At 74.7% G+C, this 16,890-nt stretch carries 17 protein-coding genes and 2 pseudogenes; 8 read left to right on the forward strand and 11 right to left on the reverse strand.

Annotated elements, in window-relative coordinates; genetic code table 11:
* Positions 1 to 31: 31 nt before the first annotated feature.
* From ACFWIS_RS02585 to ACFWIS_RS02610, 6 genes are all read right to left on the reverse strand, one after another.
* Positions 32 to 802, reverse strand: a complete 771-nt coding sequence (locus ACFWIS_RS02585) for a hypothetical protein (protein ID WP_380461563.1) — start codon at positions 800 to 802, stop codon at positions 32 to 34.
* 156 nt (positions 803 to 958) lie between these two features.
* Positions 959 to 1,246 (reverse strand): hypothetical protein, encoded by a 288-nt coding sequence (locus ACFWIS_RS02590; protein WP_380461562.1) that lies wholly within the window; start codon positions 1,244 to 1,246, stop codon positions 959 to 961.
* A gap of 856 nt (positions 1,247 to 2,102) precedes the next feature.
* Positions 2,103 to 3,509, reverse strand: a complete 1,407-nt coding sequence (locus tag ACFWIS_RS02595; protein ID WP_380461561.1) for a family 2B encapsulin nanocompartment shell protein — start codon at positions 3,507 to 3,509, stop codon at positions 2,103 to 2,105.
* Positions 3,510 to 4,023: 514 nt separating this feature from the next.
* A complete protein-coding gene (locus ACFWIS_RS02600; RefSeq protein WP_380461560.1) occupies positions 4,024 to 4,533 on the reverse strand; it encodes a hypothetical protein in 510 nt (169 codons plus the stop codon).
* A 195-nt stretch (positions 4,534 to 4,728) separates the two neighbouring features.
* Entirely contained in the window at positions 4,729 to 6,183 is a 1,455-nt protein-coding gene (locus tag ACFWIS_RS02605; RefSeq protein ID WP_380461559.1) for a PLP-dependent aminotransferase family protein, read from the reverse strand.
* Between the two features lie 131 nt (positions 6,184 to 6,314).
* Positions 6,315 to 6,860 (reverse strand): universal stress protein, encoded by a 546-nt coding sequence (locus ACFWIS_RS02610; RefSeq protein ID WP_380461558.1) that lies wholly within the window; start codon positions 6,858 to 6,860, stop codon positions 6,315 to 6,317.
* Positions 6,861 to 7,337: 477 nt separating this feature from the next.
* Between ACFWIS_RS02610 and ACFWIS_RS02615 the strand changes: the two are divergent.
* Positions 7,338 to 7,724, forward strand: a pseudogene (locus tag ACFWIS_RS02615) (transglycosylase family protein); the annotation flags it as partial.
* Between the two features lie 199 nt (positions 7,725 to 7,923).
* Here ACFWIS_RS02615 and ACFWIS_RS02620 read toward each other — a convergent pair.
* A complete protein-coding gene (locus ACFWIS_RS02620) occupies positions 7,924 to 8,553 on the reverse strand; it encodes a pyridoxamine 5'-phosphate oxidase family protein (protein ID WP_380461557.1) in 630 nt (209 codons plus the stop codon).
* A gap of 143 nt (positions 8,554 to 8,696) precedes the next feature.
* Between ACFWIS_RS02620 and ACFWIS_RS02625 the strand changes: the two genes are divergently transcribed.
* Complete coding sequence (locus tag ACFWIS_RS02625) at positions 8,697 to 9,584, forward strand: helix-turn-helix domain-containing protein (RefSeq protein ID WP_380461556.1); 888 nt, start codon at positions 8,697 to 8,699, stop codon at positions 9,582 to 9,584.
* 236 nt (positions 9,585 to 9,820) lie between these two features.
* On the opposite strand, the gene ACFWIS_RS02630 is transcribed toward ACFWIS_RS02625, so the two are convergent.
* The gene (locus ACFWIS_RS02630) at positions 9,821 to 10,255 is read right to left on the reverse strand and encodes a CBS domain-containing protein (protein WP_380461555.1); all 435 of its coding nucleotides are present in this window, start codon (positions 10,253 to 10,255) and stop codon (positions 9,821 to 9,823) included.
* Positions 10,256 to 10,389: 134 nt separating this feature from the next.
* On the opposite strand from ACFWIS_RS02630, the gene ACFWIS_RS02635 reads away from it, so the two are divergent.
* From ACFWIS_RS02635 to ACFWIS_RS02650, 4 genes and pseudogenes are all read left to right on the forward strand, one after another.
* A complete protein-coding gene (locus tag ACFWIS_RS02635) occupies positions 10,390 to 11,274 on the forward strand; it encodes a helix-turn-helix domain-containing protein (protein ID WP_380461554.1) in 885 nt (294 codons plus the stop codon).
* Between the two features lie 25 nt (positions 11,275 to 11,299).
* On the forward strand, positions 11,300 to 11,719 hold the full coding sequence (locus tag ACFWIS_RS02640) for a VOC family protein (protein ID WP_380461553.1): 420 nt from the start codon (positions 11,300 to 11,302) through the stop codon (positions 11,717 to 11,719).
* Positions 11,720 to 11,839: 120 nt separating this feature from the next.
* A pseudogene (gene ligD / locus ACFWIS_RS02645) lies at positions 11,840 to 12,709 on the forward strand (non-homologous end-joining DNA ligase); the annotation flags it as partial.
* A gap of 96 nt (positions 12,710 to 12,805) precedes the next feature.
* Positions 12,806 to 13,660, forward strand: coding sequence for a DNA ligase (locus ACFWIS_RS02650; protein WP_380461571.1), 855 nt, complete (start codon positions 12,806 to 12,808; stop codon positions 13,658 to 13,660).
* Positions 13,661 to 13,907: 247 nt separating this feature from the next.
* Here ACFWIS_RS02650 and ACFWIS_RS02655 read toward each other — a convergent pair whose 3' ends face one another.
* The 3 genes from ACFWIS_RS02655 to ACFWIS_RS02665 all read right to left on the reverse strand — a co-directional run bounded on the left by ACFWIS_RS02655 (position 13,908) and on the right by ACFWIS_RS02665 (position 15,235).
* Complete coding sequence (locus ACFWIS_RS02655; RefSeq protein WP_380461552.1) at positions 13,908 to 14,204, reverse strand: PRC-barrel domain containing protein; 297 nt, start codon at positions 14,202 to 14,204, stop codon at positions 13,908 to 13,910.
* Between the two features lie 33 nt (positions 14,205 to 14,237).
* Positions 14,238 to 14,726 carry a DUF3040 domain-containing protein gene (locus ACFWIS_RS02660; RefSeq protein ID WP_380461551.1) on the reverse strand — a complete coding sequence of 163 codons (489 nt, stop codon included), beginning with the start codon at positions 14,724 to 14,726 and terminating at the stop codon, positions 14,238 to 14,240.
* 65 nt (positions 14,727 to 14,791) lie between these two features.
* Entirely contained in the window at positions 14,792 to 15,235 is a 444-nt protein-coding gene (locus ACFWIS_RS02665; protein ID WP_380461550.1) for an HAD family hydrolase, read from the reverse strand.
* A 260-nt stretch (positions 15,236 to 15,495) separates the two neighbouring features.
* Between ACFWIS_RS02665 and ACFWIS_RS02670 the strand changes: the two genes are divergently transcribed.
* A complete protein-coding gene (locus ACFWIS_RS02670) occupies positions 15,496 to 16,497 on the forward strand; it encodes a hypothetical protein (protein ID WP_380461549.1) in 1,002 nt (333 codons plus the stop codon).
* Positions 16,494 to 16,883 carry a VOC family protein gene (locus ACFWIS_RS02675; RefSeq protein ID WP_380461548.1) on the forward strand — a complete coding sequence of 130 codons (390 nt, stop codon included), beginning with the start codon at positions 16,494 to 16,496 and terminating at the stop codon, positions 16,881 to 16,883. Before ACFWIS_RS02670 ends, ACFWIS_RS02675 begins: the two co-directional genes overlap by 4 nt.
* Positions 16,884 to 16,890: the final 7 nt, after the last annotated feature.

Raw genomic sequence — 16,890 nt, forward strand, 5'->3', positions numbered from 1 at the left:
CAGGGACCACCGGCGCACGCTCCCGGGCCGCTCAGCTCGTGAGGTTGAGCGAGGGGAACAGGTCCGTGAACGGCTGGGTGGTGACCGAGACGCTCCGGGCGAACGGATCGTCGAAGTCCCAGATCATGAACAGCAGGAAGGCGATCAGCACGCTGAAGCACGCCGCCAGGATCAACTCCCTCGGTGTGCGCCTGATCTGGAGCGCGAACAGCATCCCGACGGTCACCACCGCCCCGCCGATCAGCCCGAACCAGACCACGCCCGGCATGGTCGGCCCGGCGTTCTGGCCGCGCTGGTTGCGGGCGTCCAAGGCCTGGCTGATCCGGTCCGTCATCGGCTGGTAGGCCTGGGACTCCAGGTCGGAGGCCGGCGGCCGACTGACCACCTCGCTCTGGAGCTTGTCCAGCAACTGGGTGCCCTTGTCGGTGATCTCGCCGTTCTTGCCCATGTAGTCCCACTCGACGGTCACCACGTACGTGACGTAGGCGTCGACATCGGCCCGGACCTGGTCACGGAACTCGACCGGGTAGACCACGGCCCGGTCGCTCACCTCCCGCAGCGACTGCGCCTCGCGGAACACGTCGTCCTGGGCGGCGCCGCGCGCCTCCCAGACTCCCGCGATGGCGAGACCGAGGACGATCGCGTAGACCACGCCGATCATCATCGTGATGTACTCGATGACGTCGGGCGTCTCGTCGGCGTTCTCGATGACACCCTGCTGACGGCGCCTCAGCACCACCACCGCCAAGACAACGGCACAGGCCGCTGCCAAGGCGATGATCAGCGCCACCCACTCGGACATGGGAACTCCCTTCTCTGGCTTGGCTTGTGACGTGAACGGGAAAGTCCGGGGCCCGACCGGCCGGCCGAGCCCGGGAAACCGCCCGGCGGGGCCCGGAGCTCTTCCGGGCGGACCGGAAGCCGTCGGGCTCCGGGATCATGAGGGACGCCGGGGCCGTCAGGACCCGGAGCGACCGCCGCCCCGGCCACGGCCACCCGGGCGCAGCGCCGCCGCCGCCAGGACCGCGGGGACGGTGATCAGCAGCATCGTGGTGGTCGTCGAGGCACCGTGGTGGTGCTGCGCGACGGGCACCGGCCTGGAGGGCCACACCTTGAACGCCGGGTGCGCCGACGGGGTCGGCCACAGCGGACCGGGTCGGTCCGGACTCGGCAGCACGGGGCTGGGCACCACGGCGGGCGGCGGCGCCTGCGGGGCGGGTGCGGCGGGGGCCGGGGCCGCAGGCACGGCGAGCACCGCCAGGGGCGACGGCGGCGGGGTGGGCACCGGGGTCGGGGCGGGGGGCGCCACGGTCGGGGACGGCGTCGGTGTCGGCGCGCGGGTCGGCGTCGGTGTCGGGCTGGGGGCGTGCGTAGGCGTCGGTGTCGGCGTGTGCGTCGGACTGGGGGTGGGAGTCGGCGTAGGCGTCGGGGTGGGGCTCGGGCACGGGTGCGGATGGTGGTGACGGTGGTGCCACCGGCCCCCGTCGTGGTCGCCGCCCCCGCCGTGATCGCCGCCCCCGCCGTGATCGTGGTCGTGCGGCGGGCGCGGCCCGTGGTGCCGGCCGACGTCCGGGGCGACGCTGACATCGACCTGGACGTCCACGTCCACCCCGACGTCCACGCTGCCGCCCGGACCGACCGACGTCGACAGGTCCGTTTCGGTGCACACCCGGGTGTCAACGGCCGGACCGTCCGGGTGCCCGGCGGAATGTTCGGCCCCCGAGGCGCTGGCCCCGCCGACCAGCGCGCACACCGCCACCGCGCCGACCGCCGCACCGATCAGCCGCATCCGTCGCCCGGGGCCCGCGGCCCCGCCGCCGTGCCGCGGTATCCGTCGGAACTGTCGGCGCTGCGCCATGGGCTCCACACACCTCTCGGGTCGTCTGGGGAGGACGGAAGGACTCGGTCTGATCAGCCGACGGGAACGGGCGGCAACGGGCGGCAACGGGCTGGACCGGTCAGAACCGATCGGGCACGACCAAGTGCATTCAGACGCGATCAGGCGGACGGCCCGCCTACGGAGCGGGCCGTCCGCCATCAGGTGAAACGATCTTCGCGCCGACCGGTTACGGCCCGCGCTCGCTGTTCCGGGTTCCGGGTGCTCAGTGGCGGCGGTGCGCGATCTCGACGTTCTCCAGCACACCGACCGCGTCCGGCACCAGGATCGCGCAGGAGTAGTAGGCGCTGACCAGGTACGAGATGATCGCCTTCTCGTCGATCCCCATGAAGCGGACCGACAGCGAGGGCTGGTACTCGTCCGGCAGGCCGGTCTGGTGCAGGCCGATGACGCCCTGGTTGTCCTCACCGGTACGGATCACCAGGATCGAGCTGGTGTTCTCCTTGGTGATCGGGATCTTGCTGCACGGCAGGATCGGCACCCCGCGCCAGGCCGGCACCTGCTGCCCGCCGAGGTCGACGTGGTGCGGGTAGATGCCCCGGGCGTTGAACTCCCGACCGATCGCGGCGATGGCCTTGGGGTGGGCCAGCAGGTAGTCGGGGTCGCGGCGGCGGTTGAGCAGCTCGTCCAGGTCGTCCGGGGTGGGCGGGCCGGAGTGGGTCTGGATGCGCTGGTCGAAGTCGGCGTTGTTGAGCAGGCCGAACTCCGGGTTGTTGATCATCTCGTGCTCCTGGCGCTCGCGCAGGGCCTCGATGGTCAGCCGGAGCTGGTGCTCGATCTGGTTCATCGGCTGGTTGTACAGGTCCGCGACCCGGGTGTGGACCTTGAGGATGGTCTGCGCGACGCTCAGCTCGTACTCGCGCGGCTTGAGCTCGTAGTCCACGAAGGCGCCGGGGAGTTCGTACTCGCCGTGGTGGCCGGCCGACATCGCGATCTCGGCCTCGCCGCGCTCGTTCTGGGCCTGCAGCGGCAGGGACAGGAACGACTCCAGGTGCTCCTGGAGGGAGGGCGCGTTGTCCCGGATGCGAGCGAAGTCCTCCCGGCTCAGGGTGAGGGCGACGCCGGAGGTGGCGGTCTTCGCGGTGTAGTCCCAGACGGCGTCCGGGTTCAGCAACGAGTCGTCGCCGAAGCGGTCGCCGTCACCGGCCACGCCCACCACGGTCTCGTCGCCGTACTTGCCGGTGCCGATCTTGTTGATCTTGCCATGGGCGATCAGGAAGATCCGGTCGGCGGCCTCGCCCACGGTGGTGAGCACTTCACCGGGGCCGAAGTCGCGCTGCTGGCAGCGGTCGGCGAGGGCGGTGAGCACCTCCTCGTCCTCGTAGCCGCGCAGCAGGGCGAGTTCGCCCAGCTCCTGCGGGATCACGCGGACCTGGGAGCCGGTCTTGATGAACTCCACCACGCCGTTGCCGACGGTGTAGGTGAGCCGTCGGTTCACCCGGTACGCGCCACCGTGGGCCTCGACCCACGGGAGCACCTTGAGCAGCCAGCGGGAGGTGATCTCCTGCATCTGCGGGGCGGACTTGGTGGTGGTGGCAAGGTTGCGGGCAGCTGCCGTCGCAAGGCTCTGCTGCCGGTCCTGCTGTGTCTCCGGGCTCGTGTCCACGGGCATCGGCAGGGGTCTCCATTCGTGTGGGTCGGACCACGCGACCAGGGCCGTACCGCGCCGACCTGGGCGCACGCGTCCGCAACGGATCATCAGATCCGCTGACTGGTGGGGAAGTTGGCGAGTTTCGGGAGCGGGGCCGCCATCGCCCGGCGGCCCATCCGGAACCCTAGATCACCAGAACCCGACCGAGCCCGTACGGCGGCCGACTACCCCCCGATAGGGTGAATCTCGCGCGATCCGCCCCCGCGCCCCAGCCGTCACCGGAACACCCGTTCGCGCCCGGCCCCCGGCTCCCCCTGGCCTCGCTCCCACCTCCGCCGCGCCGTCCCCGGCCGTCAACCCGGCACACCGTCCCGGCCCGCTCCGACTCTGCGGCCGGAGAAGCTGCCGGAGAAGCTGCCGGAGAACGCGAAAGGCCCGTCAGGTGCCGGTACGGGGGTGGCCGGCACCTGACGGGTGCAAGGGGGTGCGGCCGCACGGCCCGCGCCAGGGAGAGGAGGGGAGAGGAGGGGTCGGATCAGCAGGTGACCTGGGTGCCGGGGATGCCGAGGATGCCGGAGTTGTTGGCCAGGCCGCCCTGGTACTCGTAGTAGAGGTACGAGTAGAAGTCGATCCGGACGCCGTCTCCGCACACCGAGTCGGGGGCCACGGCGTAGGTGACCGTGAAGGTGCTGCTGGCGCCGGGCGCGAGCGGGACGTCGTAGCGGGCGATGCCGCCGTGCACGTTGTCGCTGCAGCCGTTGGTCTGGGAGCCGCAGGCCGTGGCGGTGAACCTGAGCCCCTTCTGCAGACTGGTGTCGTAGGTCTGCTGGACGCTCTGGTAGACGAACTGGATCGGGGTGTCGTACGGGTTGGTGAGCGTCAGGGTCAGCGTGAACTCACCTCCCCGGGCGGTCGTCTGGCGGTCGGAGACGGCCGTGAGCGGCAGCGGACTGTCCGCCTGGGCGGGTGCCGCGGACAACAGCAGACCGGCGGCGACGGCCGGGCCCACGGCGAGCGCGGCACGGCTCAGATGTGTTCTGCGCATGTCCATGGAGCGTAGGGGGCGACGCCGCCGAGGCCACCTCCCTCGGCCCGAAGCCGTACCGACGCACGAGCGGCGGGCGGACGCCCCGGACCGACCGAACGCGTTCCGGCCCGGCGGATCCCCCGGTGGCCTATCCTTCGCCGGCCACCCCGCCAGGGCCTGCCCCCGGCCCCGGCACCCCCGCTTCCGGACCGGTCAGGGCGGTGGCGGCAGGATGTCGCACAGTGCCTGGAGCGCCGCCGCGTAGGCGTGGTCGGGCGGCGTGGCGTAGCCCACCACCAGGCCGTCGACGGCGGGCACCGCCTCCAGGCCGGCCCCCGGGTGGCGGTAGTCGGCGAGCCCCTCGACGGCCAGGCCCCGGTAGGCGGCGGCCTTGAGGACGGACCGCTCGGTGCCGGGGGCCAGCCGCAGGACGGCGTGCAGGCCGGCCGCGATGCCGGACACCTCGATGTGCGGGGCGTGCGCGGCCAGTGCGGCCACCAGCTGGTCCCGGCGGTCCCGGTAGCGGCGCCGCATCCGGCGCAGGTGCCGGTCGTAGCCGCCGGAGTCGATGAACTCGGCGAGGGTCAGCTGGTCCAACGCGCTGACCCAGGCCTCGCGTTCGCCCTTCGCGGCGAGCGCCCGGTCCACCAGGTGGTCCGGCAGGACCATCCAGCCGAGGCGCAGCGCGGGGCTGAGGCTCTTGCTGGTGCTGCCCAGGTACAGGACCCGGTCGGGGTCGAGCCCCTGGAGGGCGCCGACCGGCTGGCGGTCGTAGCGGAACTCCCCGTCGTAGTCGTCCTCCAGGACGAGCCCGCCGTGCCCGCGCGCCCAGTCGATGACGGCGGCGCGGCGCCCGGCGTGCAGCGGGCCGCCGGTCGGGAACTGGTGGGCGGGGGTGAGCAGGGCGGTGCGGATCTCCGGTCGGGTGGCCAACTTCCCGACCCGGGCGCCCTGCTCGTCGATCGGCAGCGGCACGGTGGTGACCCCGGCGGCGCCCAGCAGTCCGCGGTGGAAGCCCAGTCCGTAGGCCTCCACGGCCAGCGGCCCCTGTTCGTCGGACGGCAGGACGGGCGCGGCGCCGTCGAAGAGCAGCCGCAGCGCGTGGGCGAAGCCGGCGCAGACCACGATCCGGTCGGGGTCGGTGCGCACCCCGCGGGCGCGGGCGAGGTAGTCGGCGAGGACGGTGCGCAGTTCGCGGCGGCCGTGCGGGTCGCCGGGCCCGAAGGCCTCGTTGGGTGCGGCGGTGAGGGCCCGGCGGCCGGCGGCCAGCCAGGCGGTGCGGGGGAAGGAGGCGGCGTCGGGCTGGCCCTGGCGCAGGTCGTGCACGGGCCCGGGCCGGCGCACGGGGCGGCGGGCATGGCGGGAGGGTACGGGCGCGGCGCGTTCGGCGACGGTGGTGCCGGAGCCCTGGCGGGCGATGAGCCAGCCCTCGGCGACCAGTTCGGTGTAGGCCTCGGCGGCGGTGTTGCGGGCCAGGCCGAGGTCGGTGGCGAGGGCCCGGTAGGGCGGCAGCCGGGTGCCGGGGGCCAGCCGGCCGCTACGGATCGCCTCGCGCAGGGCGGCCATCAGCGCGGAGCGGCGGCCGCCGGTGGCGGGGAGGTCCAGGTGGAGGTCGTTGCCGGTCAGGTGGGCCGGCTCGGTGGGGTGCGCGCCCGGCGGTTCCGTCATGGAAACGCACCCTACCGGCCGCGCCGGAGCCGCCCGGCGGGCGGTCGGCCCCGGCGCTCGTCCGGCCTCGGGGCCGGGTCGTGGCCAGGACCTCTGTCATCCGCCGGACGGACGCCAGCCATGGGCTGCGATCAGGGGACGACGGTGACCGGCCAGCGGCCCGCCTTGACCAGCCGGACCGCGACCGAGCCGATCACCTTGTGCCCCGCCTGTTCGGACACCCCGACCACCACGGCGTCGGCGCGCAGTTCGTCGGCGAGCTTGGCCAGTCCGGTGTACGGGTCGCCACGCATGGTGAGGAAACGCCAGTCGACCCGCCAGACCGCGCGCATCCGCTGCTCGGCCTCCCGCAGCGCGGCGAGGAGTTCGTCGGCGATCTCCTGGGTGGTCTCCTCCACCGCGGCCCCGGCCAGGGCGGTCGCGGCGCCGAGTATCGGCTGGATGTAGGCGACGGCCAGGGCGGCGCCCTGCCGGCGGGCCAGTCCCGCGGCGTAGGCGGTGGCCCGCCAGGAGGAGTCGGAGCCGTCCAGGCCCGCGAGGATCACCTTGGGTCCGTCGGTGCCCAGCTCGAAGCCGCTGGGGGCGGCGGCCGCCTCGTGCTCCCCGTACCCGTCGCCGGCCGGGCGGCCCGCGTCGTCGACGGCCCCTGCGTCCGCCGCATCGCTGTCATTGCTCATGGGCGGAAGGCTATGCCCCGCCACCGGGAGTGGATGGCGGGGGCACTCCGGGTGAGGGCTGTGGCGCGGGCCACCCGGGCGGGCCGGCGGGGCAGCGGTTCCGGCACGGGGGGCGGGGTGGACCGTCACGGGCTGTCGACGGTGTGCGCGGCCTCACAGCGCCTCCGGGGTGACGGGGGCCACTTCCGATGGCGATTTGATCTTGGAAATAGGTGAAAATCAGGCGAAATCATCTGATTTTCGTGATCGCTACCTGCGGTAACAGGCCTCTGACGTGCCCGAACCTGCGAATCCTTGAAACCGCCACAACCGGCCCCGTACCTTCGAACTCGTTGCACCGAGCGATTCCGCTCCGGCCGGGCCTCACCGCCCCCGAGCAGGAACGGTGCCGGACCACGCGAGTGACGCGACCCCGAACCGACGGCCTCCCGAAGGCCTGGTTCCGCACGCTCGCAGACCCCCTCCGAAAGGAACCGCATGACCTTCCGTAACGAGACTGCCGCTGCCACCACCACCGCCACCCCGAAGCGCCGCAACCGCGTCCGGATGGCTCTGATGGCCGGGGCGCTCACCGCCCTGCCGGTGGCCGGACTCGTCACGGCCAACAGCGCCTCCGCCGCCCCGGCGACCGTCTGGGACAAGGTCGCCCAGTGCGAGGCCACCGGCAACTGGGCCGTCAACTCCGGCAACGGCTTCTACGGCGGCCTCCAGTTCACCTCCAGCACCTGGGCGGCCTTCGGCGGCACCGCCTACGCCCCCCAGGCTCACCAGGCCACCAAGGACCAGCAGATCGCGATCGGCGAGAAGGTCCTCGCCGCCCAGGGCCCCGGCGCCTGGCCGATCTGCTCCGTCAAGGCCGGCCTGGGCAAGTAAGCCCGCAGGCGAGCCCCACCCGTACGACGAAGCCGCCGCACCCCTCCCCTGGGATGCGGCGGCTTCGTCGTGCGCCGACTTCGCCGGCCGTACGCGCTGAAGCGGCTGCCGCTCTCCGCCCTGGACGCCCACGAGGTGTACCCGAAGGCGGGGTTCGTGCCGCACCCGGCCCGGGAGCGGCCGATGCTCCTCAGCGGCCGCGAGCCCGACCGAGGGAGCGGCCGCCCGGGCCCTTTCGGACCGGCCGGGCCGGCAGCGGCAGCGGCAGGGCGGGCAGACCGTCGATGCTGGTGCCGACGTGCGGCTTGCGCGCGCAGTAGTCGCCGAACTCCTCCTCGCCATTGCGGTCGAAGAACTGGGCGTGCAGGTCCCGGTCGGCCCGGTAGTCCATGAACGGCACCGCGTACCCGCAGGAGTCGGAGACCCGCTCGGCCCGGACCAGCACGATCGCCCTCAGCCCGGAGCCGTCCGCGCCGGGTCCGAAGCAGCCGAGCAGTCCGGCGAAGCGCGGGTCGTCGCGGAAGACCGGTTCGCCGTGGCCGTGCACCCGCACGACGGTGGGCGGGCCGTCGAAGGCGCACCACATCAGGGTGATCCGGCCGTTCTCCCGCAGATGGGCGATGGTTTCGGCCTGTGAGCCGCCGAAGTCCAGGTAGGCGAGGGTGAGTTCGTCGATGATCGTGAGGGTGCCGGAGCGACCCTTGGGTGAGAGGTTGACGTGTCCGTCGGCGGCCAGCGGCGCCGTCGCGACGAAGTAGACGGGCTGGCGTTCGATGAACTGCCGCAGCCGGCCGTCGATGCTTGCGTACTGCTTTCCCATGTCCGTCAGTCTGCCCCCATCTCGACAAGTGAGAACCATAATTCCGGAGTATGAGACGCGAGGCGTCGGCCCGGCCGGCCTGGAACGATCCGGCCGGGAAGATCCGTACACCGCCGTTGACCGCTGTGAGAAGGGGAGTTGCGATGGTCCAGGACACCCTCCCGACCGCCGGGCCGGCGACCGTGCTCGGCCGGCCCGCCGCACCGCTACGCCGGTACGTCCTCGACTACCACGGCTACCGGATGCTCCTGGGCCGCCCGCGCCGGCGCCTGGAGGTACCCACCGACGTGGTCACGGTGGCGCTGGCCTTCGAGGGCCGGATGCGCCTCACCGACGCCGTGTCGCCCGCCCCCGCCGTCTCCCTCTGCTCGATCGCGGCCGGGCTGCGCCGCACCGCGACGATCGCCGAACACACCGGCGCCCTGCACGGGTTGGCCGTCTCGCTCACCCCACAGGGCGCGTTCCGGGCGTTCGGCCCGGTGGCCGGGGAGCTCGGCGGCCAGTGGACCGAGGCCGGCGAGGTGCTGGGCCCCCGACTGGGCCGACTGGCCGCCCGGCTGGCCGACGCCCCGAGCTGGCGCGCCCGGTTCGCCCTGCTGGACGGCTACTTCACCGCACTGCTCGCCGACGGCCCGGCCTGGGAGCCGGACGTCACCTGGGCCTGGCAGCAACTGCGGCGCTCGCACGGGCGGGTGCCGGTGCGGACGCTGGTCGACGGCACGGGCTGGAGCCGCCGCCGACTGGAGCTGCGGTTCCGCGAACAGCTGGGGCTGGCCCCCAAGCAGGCCGCCGGCATCCTGCGGCTGCAGCGCACGCTCCGGCTACTGACCGCCCCGGACGGCCGCTTCGCCCGCGCCGACCTGGCCACGCTCTGCGGCTACTACGACCAGTCCCACCTGGACCGCACCTTCCGCGCCGCGGTGGGCTGTTCGCCGCGCGAGTTCCTGGCCTCCCGCCGCTCCACCGCCGCGCCGGAGCCGGCCGACCGGGTCGTCGGGCGGGTCACCAGCGCCGTGCTCGACGCCGGTTGACCGAGCCGGCCCGGCCAGGCCGACCAGGCCGCCGCGGTCGGCGCCGCGCGCCCGCTGCAACTGCTGGCACCGCTGGAAGTGCTGGAAGTGCTGGAAGTGCGCATTTTTACAAGACGCGCGCCAACCCCGTCCGCCACCCTCGGAAGGCCCGGCCGGTACGGGGGGACCGGCCGGTCACGGGGCGCACGGGCGGGGCCGCCGCCGAAGCGGGGCCGCAGTGCGGCCCCGCGCGGCGGTCACCGCTTCATGTAGACGCCGTCCATGAACTCGATGATCTGCTGGTCCGTCAGCCGGTGGCCGTCGCGGTGGCCCATCGCCAGGTCGGCCTCGCTGATCATGCCGACCAGCCGCTCGCCGTCGATCACCGGGATGCGCCGGATCTGGTGCTGCTCCATCTTCTTCAGCACCGCGTCCATGCTGTCGTCGGCCCGCACGCAGTGCAGGTGACCGGCCAGTTCGATGGCCGTCATGGTGGCCGGGTCCTTGCCCTCGGCGAGACAGCGCACCACGATGTCACGGTCGGTGATGATGCCGTGCAGCTTCTGGTCGTCGCCGCAGATCGGCAACGCGCCCACGTTCTTCTCGCGCATCATCCGCGCGGCTTCGTCCAGGGTCTGGTGGGCGCCGATGCACTGGGCGCCGGTGTGCATGATGTCTCGGGCAGTGGTCACGGGGACTCCTTCGTCGCTGTTACCCCCCGACGGTCCTCCCCCGCGCGGCGCACCGCGCGCCTCGCGGAGTGACCGTGACCTCACCATAGGCAACCCCGCTCCCGCCCGCGACCGCGGACGCCGATACTGGGCCCGTGACGACGCAAGCCACCGGGGCGGTCGACGAGGCCGTCCGCGCCCGGCCCGCGACGGCCCTGCGACCGTACGTGGCCTGGTACTCCGGCTACCGCCAGCGCGGCCTGGCCCCGGCCGTGCACCGCGGTCTGCCCTCCCCGTACCTGACCTTCATCCTCACCCTGGACGAGCCCCTGGTGATCGCCGGCCACCCGGATCCGGCGCAACCGCCCGGCCGCTACCCGACGCTGCTCGGCGGCCTGCACACCTCCCCCGCGCTGATCACCCACGAGGGCGCCCAGTCCGGGGTGCAGATCGCCGTGCACCCGCTCGCCGCCAGGGCGCTGTTCGGGCTGCCCGCCGGGGAGTTGGCCGGGATCGACCTCCCGGCGGAGGAGGTGCTGGGGCGGCTCGGCGCGCAGTTGCGGGAGCGGCTGCGGGCGGCCGACGGCTGGGCGGAGCGGTTCGCGGTACTGGACGGGGCGCTGCTGCGGGCCGCCCGGCCGTCCGGGCTGGTGCCGCCGGAGGTGAGCTGGGCGTGGCGGGCCCTGCGGCGCAGCGGCGGCGCGCTGCCGGTGGCCGAACTGGCCCGGGAGACCGGCTGGAGCGCCCGGTACCTCCAGGACCGGTTCCGCCGGGAGACCGGACTGACCCCGAAGTCCGCCGCCCGGGTGATCCGCTTCGACCGGGCCCGGCACCTGCTCGCGGCCGGCTCGCCGCCGCCCCGGCTGGCGGAACTGGCCGTCCGCTGCGGCTACTTCGACCAGGCGCACCTGGCCCGGGAGTTCCGCGCGCTGGCCGGGGCCGCGCCGAGCGCCTGGCTGGCGGCGGAGGGGCCGGAGGCGGGGAAGTTCCGAAACGTCCAAGGCGGGGCGGGCGGGGCGGTCGCAGAGTGGGAGGCGTAACCACCCCACCCGAGGAGTGACCACCATGGACACCGAGAACCCCGCCCCGCAGGTCTGGCCCACCCTGCGCGCGAACGACGCCCGGGCCCTGATCCGCTTCCTGTCGGACGCCTTCGGCTTCCTGGAGGTGGTCAGTTACGGGGAGGGCGACTTCGTCTCCCACGCCGAGCTGTCCTGGCCGGAGGGCGGCGGCGTGATGCTCGGCTCGGCGCGCGAGACGGCCCCGGGCGACTGGAAGGGCGAGCCGGGCACCTTCAGCGCCTACGTGGTCACCGCCGACCCGGACGGCGTGCACGCCCGGGCCGTCGCCGCCGGGGCCAGGATCACCACCGGGCTGACCGAGACGGACTACGGCTCGCGCGACTTCGCCGCCGCCGACCCGGAGGGCAACCACTGGTTCTTCGGCACCTACCCGGGCGCTCCCCGGCCCGTCCCGTCCTCGTGACGCCCACGCCCTGGTCGGCCCCGGGCGGTGACCGCCTGCCCCGGGCGGCATCGGCCGCGCCGGGGCAGACTGGCTGCGGGGGCCACCCGCAGGAGCCTTCGGAGACCGACCGTGCCGCAGATGACGGTGGACGGGCACACCCTCGCACTGTCCCACCTCGACAAGGTGTACTACCCGAGCATCGGCACCCCCAAGGGTGACGTGCTGCGCTACTACGCCGCCGTGCACACCGCCCTGCTCCCCCACCTGCGCGACCGCCCGGTGTCCTTCCTGCGCTGCCCGGACGGCGTCGAGGCGGAGGTGTTCGTCGCCAAGAACCCGCCGCCCGGCACCCCGGACTGGGTGCGCACGGTGGACGTGCCGACCAGCGGCGAGCGGCTGCGCCAGGTGGTGCTGGAGAACGGCGCGGCCCTGCTGGCGGTGGCCAACCTGGGCTGCCTGGAGCTGCACGTCCCGCAGTGGCACGCCGCCGCGCCCGGCCTGGCCGACCGGCTGGTCCTGGACCTCGACCCGGGCGAGGGCGCCGACGTGCTCACCTGCCGGGCGGTCGCGCTGCTGCTGCGCGAACGGCTGGCCGCGGACGGCCTCTCCGCCTGGGTGAAGACCTCCGGCTCCAAGGGCCTGCACCTGTTGGTGCCGATCGAGCCCACCCCCAGCAGCGAGGTCTCCGGGTACGCGAAGGCGCTGGCCGCCGCGCTGGAGGCGGAGCACCCGGAGCTGGCGGTGCACACCATGGCCAAGGCCCGGCGCCGCGGCCGGGTGCTGGTCGACTGGTCGCAGAACAACGCCAAGAAGACCACCGCCGCCCCGTACACCCTGCGCGCCCGGCCACTGCCGACCGTCTCCACCCCGCTCAGCTGGGCCGAGCTGGAGCGGGCCCGCGGGGCGGCGGAGCTGGTGTTCACCCTGGCCGAGCTGCCGGGACGGCTGGCCGCGCACGGCGACCTGTTCGCGCCGCTGCTGGACCCGGAGCAGGCCCGGCCGCTGCCGGCCGCCCCCTCGACCGGCGCGACCTCGCCGCCCGCACCCACCGCACCCCCCGCCGCCGCCCAGCCCCGGCAGGTGCTGCACCCGCCCGTCGAGGTGATGCGCCCCGTCGCCGTCGGCGCAGTACCGCCCGCCGACGGGCTGGGCGGCGGCGGCGTCCAGTACGAGCTGAAACTGGACGGCTTCCGCTGCGTCGCCTTCGCCCGCGGCGACCGCCCGGCGTTCCTGCAGTCCCGCAGCGGCCGCGACCTCGCCCCCGAGTTCCCGCCGATCGCCGCCGCCGTCGCCCGACTGCCGGAGGGGCTGGTGCTGGACGCCGAGCTGGTCGCCTGGCGGGGCGGCCGGTTCGCCTTCGAGGAACTGCTGCACACCCGCCGGGCCCGGGCCGCGGCCCCGGACGTCGCACTCGGACTGATCGTCTTCGACCTGCTCGCCCTGCCCGGCCGCGACGTCCGACGCCTCCCGCTCACCGACCGGCGCCGGCTGCTGCTCGCCGCCCTGGCCGACGTCCCGCCGCCGATCCAGCCGGTCCTGGCCACCACCGACCGGGCGGAGGCCCTGGAGTGGATGGCGCAGCTGGCCGACACCGGCGTGGAAGGCCTGGTCTGCAAGGCCGCGGCCGCCCCGTACCGCGCGCGCGGCGCGGGCCACGCCTGGGTCAAGTACCGGCGCTCCGACACCCTGGACGCCACCGTCAGCGCCCTCACCGGCCCGGCGGCCCGGCCGCACGCGCTGGTGCTGCGACTGGACGACGGCCGGGTGGTGCTGACCAGCCCCCGGCTGACCCCCGTCCAGGCCCGCGAGGTCGCCCGGGCGGCCGGCCCGCTGCTCGGCCCGCCCGCCACCGACCCCGACCACGGGGAGGTGCACCCGCTCACCGCCCCGCTGCGCGCCGAACTCACCCTCACCGGCCGCCCGCCCACCGCCACCTTCGTCCGGCTGCGCGGGGACTGACCCGCGCGGGGCCTCCGGCTCCGGCGGCGGCCCGCCCGGCTGCCGACTCCGCACCGGGCCTCAACGGCAGCGGACGGCTCACTTGCGCCGCGCGGCCGCCGCGCGGGTGGAGAGCAGCCGGAGGAGGCCGCCGGATTCGACCACTGCCTGCCAGGGCGAGGCCAGTTCCTGCTGTTCGGCGCCGTCGGGGGGCGACCAGGAAGGCGATCGCCCGGCCGGTCAGGGTGGTGGACGGCCAGCCCGTGGCTCAGTGTCGGCGGCGGGCGGTGAGGTTCTCGGCCGGCGGCGGGACGGCGGCGAGCCGGGCCCGCGGGCAGTCGAGGTGGACGGCGCGGTCCAGGTGGTCGATCCGGGCGACCAGGCCGACCGGGACGAGCACCCGGGTGCCCGGCACCCAGGGGCCGGCGTCGACCGTCAGGTGGTCTCCGGCGTCCTGTTCGACTCGGCCGAGCGGGCCGTCGGTGGCCTGGACCTCGTACCCGACCAGGGTGGGGTCGGCGGCGGGGTGGGAGCCCGGGCGGTACTCCCACAGGTCGGTACTCATGCGCACCTCTCGGTGGTTCGGTCCCTCGTCACGTCACGCCTCCGGGCGGTCCCAGGGCCGGCGTTCATGTCCTTCCCCGCCGTCACCGCGCTCACGGCGCTCGCGCCGTTCCCTCCGGTCCGTACGGTCCGAGCGGTCCGAACGGTCCGAGCGGTCCGAGCGGTCCGAACGGAAGGGGTCGGCGCTGTCGGCCCGGCCCGCTCCCCGGCGCCGCCGCAGCAGTGCCGTGGCGGCCACCGCCGCCGCCACCGAGGCCACCCAGACCACCCCGAGGGCGACCAGCACCGCCGTCGTCGGGGTGCGCACGGCGATGCCGGCGCAGATCGCCGTCATCACCAGCGCCGTCAGCAGCACCCCGGCCGAGATCCGGCGCCCGACGCCGCGCAGCGCGGCCTGCACCCGGTTCGGCCGCTTCGCCCCCATCGTGCTCAACTTCCGGTCGAGGCGCGCGTCCTGGCGCAGATCGGACTCGATCTCCTCGAGGAGCCGCCGTTCCCATCCGCTCAACGCGGGTCCGTCCATCTCGGTCACCTCCGACACTTCCGGTGACGTGCTCGCACCCGGCGGTTGCCCGGTACGGGCCGGCGTTAACCGTTCCGGGGACCGCCTGTTGCGGCGGCCACGCGCCCGAAGGCCCGGGGACGGGCGAGCAGGCTGTCGTCCAGGACACGCAGCAGGGCGGCGGCGTCCCGGTGCACCTCGGCCGCGCCGGCCGCCCGCAGCTCGGGGCCGGCGTCCCCGCCGGCCTCCAGGGCGACGCAGGGCACCCCGGCCCGCCGCGCCGCCCGCACCTCGCGCACGCTCCCGGCCACCGCCACGGCGTGCGAGGGCGCGCCGTCCACCAGCGCCAGCGCGGCCCGCACCGGATCGCCGCCGGGGGCGGTCACGGTCAGGGCGGGCGCACCGGCCGGCCCGGGGCCGGTCAGCACCACCGTCCAGCCCCGCGCGGCGCACTCGCGCAGCAGCTCGGCGCCGCCGGGCAGCCGGGGCCGCCAGTCGGTACCGATGAGGGCCGCCGAGATCACCGTCATGGCCACCTCTCCCGTGCCTCCGTCGCAGGCCACGCACCGTGCGCGCCCTTCCAGGTTAGGACGCTCCCCGGCCCCGCGCGCAGCCTGCCGGGAACCGGTCCCGCGCCGGGCGAAAACCGCTTGGCGCGCGGTGCCCGGGCCGCGATACTCCCGGTGTTCACGGGACTGCCAGTGTTCACGGGATACCCGGTGTTCACGGGCGAACGGGGGGAGAGCGCGTGGCGGTGTTCGCGTGCGCGGGGTGCGGCACGGAGCTGTCCGTGCCGGTCACGGAGGTGGCACTGCCGCCGCACGCCCACCAGGAGGGCGGCGACCGGTACCTGCCGCCGCTGCTGGAGCCGGGCACCTTCGCCGTCGACCCGGAGCCGTCCGAACCGCCCTGGCGGCCCTGGGCCGAGGTCACGGCGTCGGAGGCCGCCGCACGGGGGGTGTACGCGCCGGTCCACGGCCTGCGGTGCGGGCCCGGCGGCGCGGTGCTGCTGGCCCCGGGCGACACCCGCGCCACCGTGCTGATCCCCGAGGAGTGCGAGGGCTGCTGCGCGGCGGCCGGGGACTCGAACCTGGCCTGCGCGGGGTGCGGACGCACGGTCGGCGCCCGGATCGACGACTGCTACCGCTGGCAGGCGGTGTGGCTCCACCCGCGGGCCGTGCGCCGGCTGCCGGTCGAGGGCCCGCCCCACCCGGCCGGGGACGGCTGGACGGTGCCCCCGCTGCCGCCGGTCGAGCCGGCCGGCTGGTGGAACGGACGCTGGACCGCCGCCGTCGGGACGGCCCTGGCCGAGGTGCTGGCGGCCTCCGGCGGAGAGCCGGTGGCCGTGCCCCCGGGCCTGCTCACCGAGACCTTCGGCCGCACCCTCCAGCGGCTGCTCCCGGCGGGCCCCCCGGCCCGCACCCTGGGCCTGGCCGGGCCGGGCCTCGCCCCCACCCCGGCCCCGGCCATCGCCCTCGTCCCCCGCCACCCGTGGACGGGCGCCGCCTGGCAGCCGCCCGCCGGCTTCGGCGCGCTGCCCGTCCCGCTGGACGCCGGGGTGTGGAGGTACCTGGCCTTCCCGCCCGCCCGGCTCACCACCAGGCTGCCCGTCGGCGAGGAGCGCGACGACCCGCTGCCGCTGCGCCCGCACCGGCTGTTCGAGCCCGACCGGTACCTGCTGTGCCACCGCCTCGCCCGGCTGCCCGCCGTCCGGCAGCCCTGGCTACGGGCGATCTACGATCGGCTCGGCAACCGCCGCCACCACCCGGGCACTTCGGAGGGCTCCCCATGAGGATCAACCTGACCACCGTGTTCGTCGACGACCAGGACAAGGCACTGCGCTTCTACACCGAGGTGCTGGGCTTCGTGAAGAAGGAGGAGGTCCCGCTCGGCGAGTACCGCTGGCTCACCGTGGTCTCCCCCGAACAGCCGGACGGCACCGAGCTGCTGCTGGAGCCCGACAACCACCGCGCCGTCGGCCCGTTCAAGACCGCCCTGGTCGAGGACGGCATCCCGGCCGCCCAGTTCGCGGTGGACAACGTGCACGCCGAGTACGACCGCCTGCACCGGCTCGGGGTGCGGTTCACCCAGGAGCCGACGGCGCTGGGCCCGGTCACCGTCGCGGTGCTGGACGACACCTGCGGCAACCTCGTCCAACTCGCCCAGTCCCACCGGTAGTCGACGG

Origin of the sequence: Kitasatospora sp. NPDC127060, assembly GCF_042724935.1 — a bacterium.
Classification (GTDB): Bacteria; Actinomycetota; Actinomycetes; order Streptomycetales; family Streptomycetaceae; genus Kitasatospora.

Excerpts from the sequence above, each read along its gene's own strand:
- ACFWIS_RS02585 (WP_380461563.1), bottom strand. The coding sequence starts at position 802 with ATGTCCGAGTGGGTGGCGCTGATCATCGCCTTGGCAGCGGCCTGTGCC.
- ACFWIS_RS02595 (WP_380461561.1), bottom strand. The coding sequence starts at position 3,509 with ATGCCCGTGGACACGAGCCCGGAGACACAGCAGGACCGGCAGCAGAGC.
- ACFWIS_RS02600 (WP_380461560.1), bottom strand. The coding sequence starts at position 4,533 with ATGCGCAGAACACATCTGAGCCGTGCCGCGCTCGCCGTGGGCCCGGCC.
- ACFWIS_RS02605 (WP_380461559.1), bottom strand. The coding sequence starts at position 6,183 with ATGACGGAACCGCCGGGCGCGCACCCCACCGAGCCGGCCCACCTGACC.
- ACFWIS_RS02610 (WP_380461558.1), bottom strand. The coding sequence starts at position 6,860 with ATGAGCAATGACAGCGATGCGGCGGACGCAGGGGCCGTCGACGACGCG.
- ACFWIS_RS02620 (WP_380461557.1), bottom strand. The coding sequence starts at position 8,553 with ATGGGAAAGCAGTACGCAAGCATCGACGGCCGGCTGCGGCAGTTCATC.
- ACFWIS_RS02625 (WP_380461556.1), top strand. The coding sequence starts at position 8,697 with ATGGTCCAGGACACCCTCCCGACCGCCGGGCCGGCGACCGTGCTCGGC.
- ACFWIS_RS02640 (WP_380461553.1), top strand. The coding sequence starts at position 11,300 with ATGGACACCGAGAACCCCGCCCCGCAGGTCTGGCCCACCCTGCGCGCG.
- ACFWIS_RS02650 (WP_380461571.1), top strand. The coding sequence starts at position 12,806 with ATGCGCCCCGTCGCCGTCGGCGCAGTACCGCCCGCCGACGGGCTGGGC.
- ACFWIS_RS02655 (WP_380461552.1), bottom strand. The coding sequence starts at position 14,204 with ATGAGTACCGACCTGTGGGAGTACCGCCCGGGCTCCCACCCCGCCGCC.
- ACFWIS_RS02660 (WP_380461551.1), bottom strand. The coding sequence starts at position 14,726 with ATGGACGGACCCGCGTTGAGCGGATGGGAACGGCGGCTCCTCGAGGAG.
- ACFWIS_RS02665 (WP_380461550.1), bottom strand. The coding sequence starts at position 15,235 with ATGACGGTGATCTCGGCGGCCCTCATCGGTACCGACTGGCGGCCCCGG.
- ACFWIS_RS02675 (WP_380461548.1), top strand. The coding sequence starts at position 16,494 with ATGAGGATCAACCTGACCACCGTGTTCGTCGACGACCAGGACAAGGCA.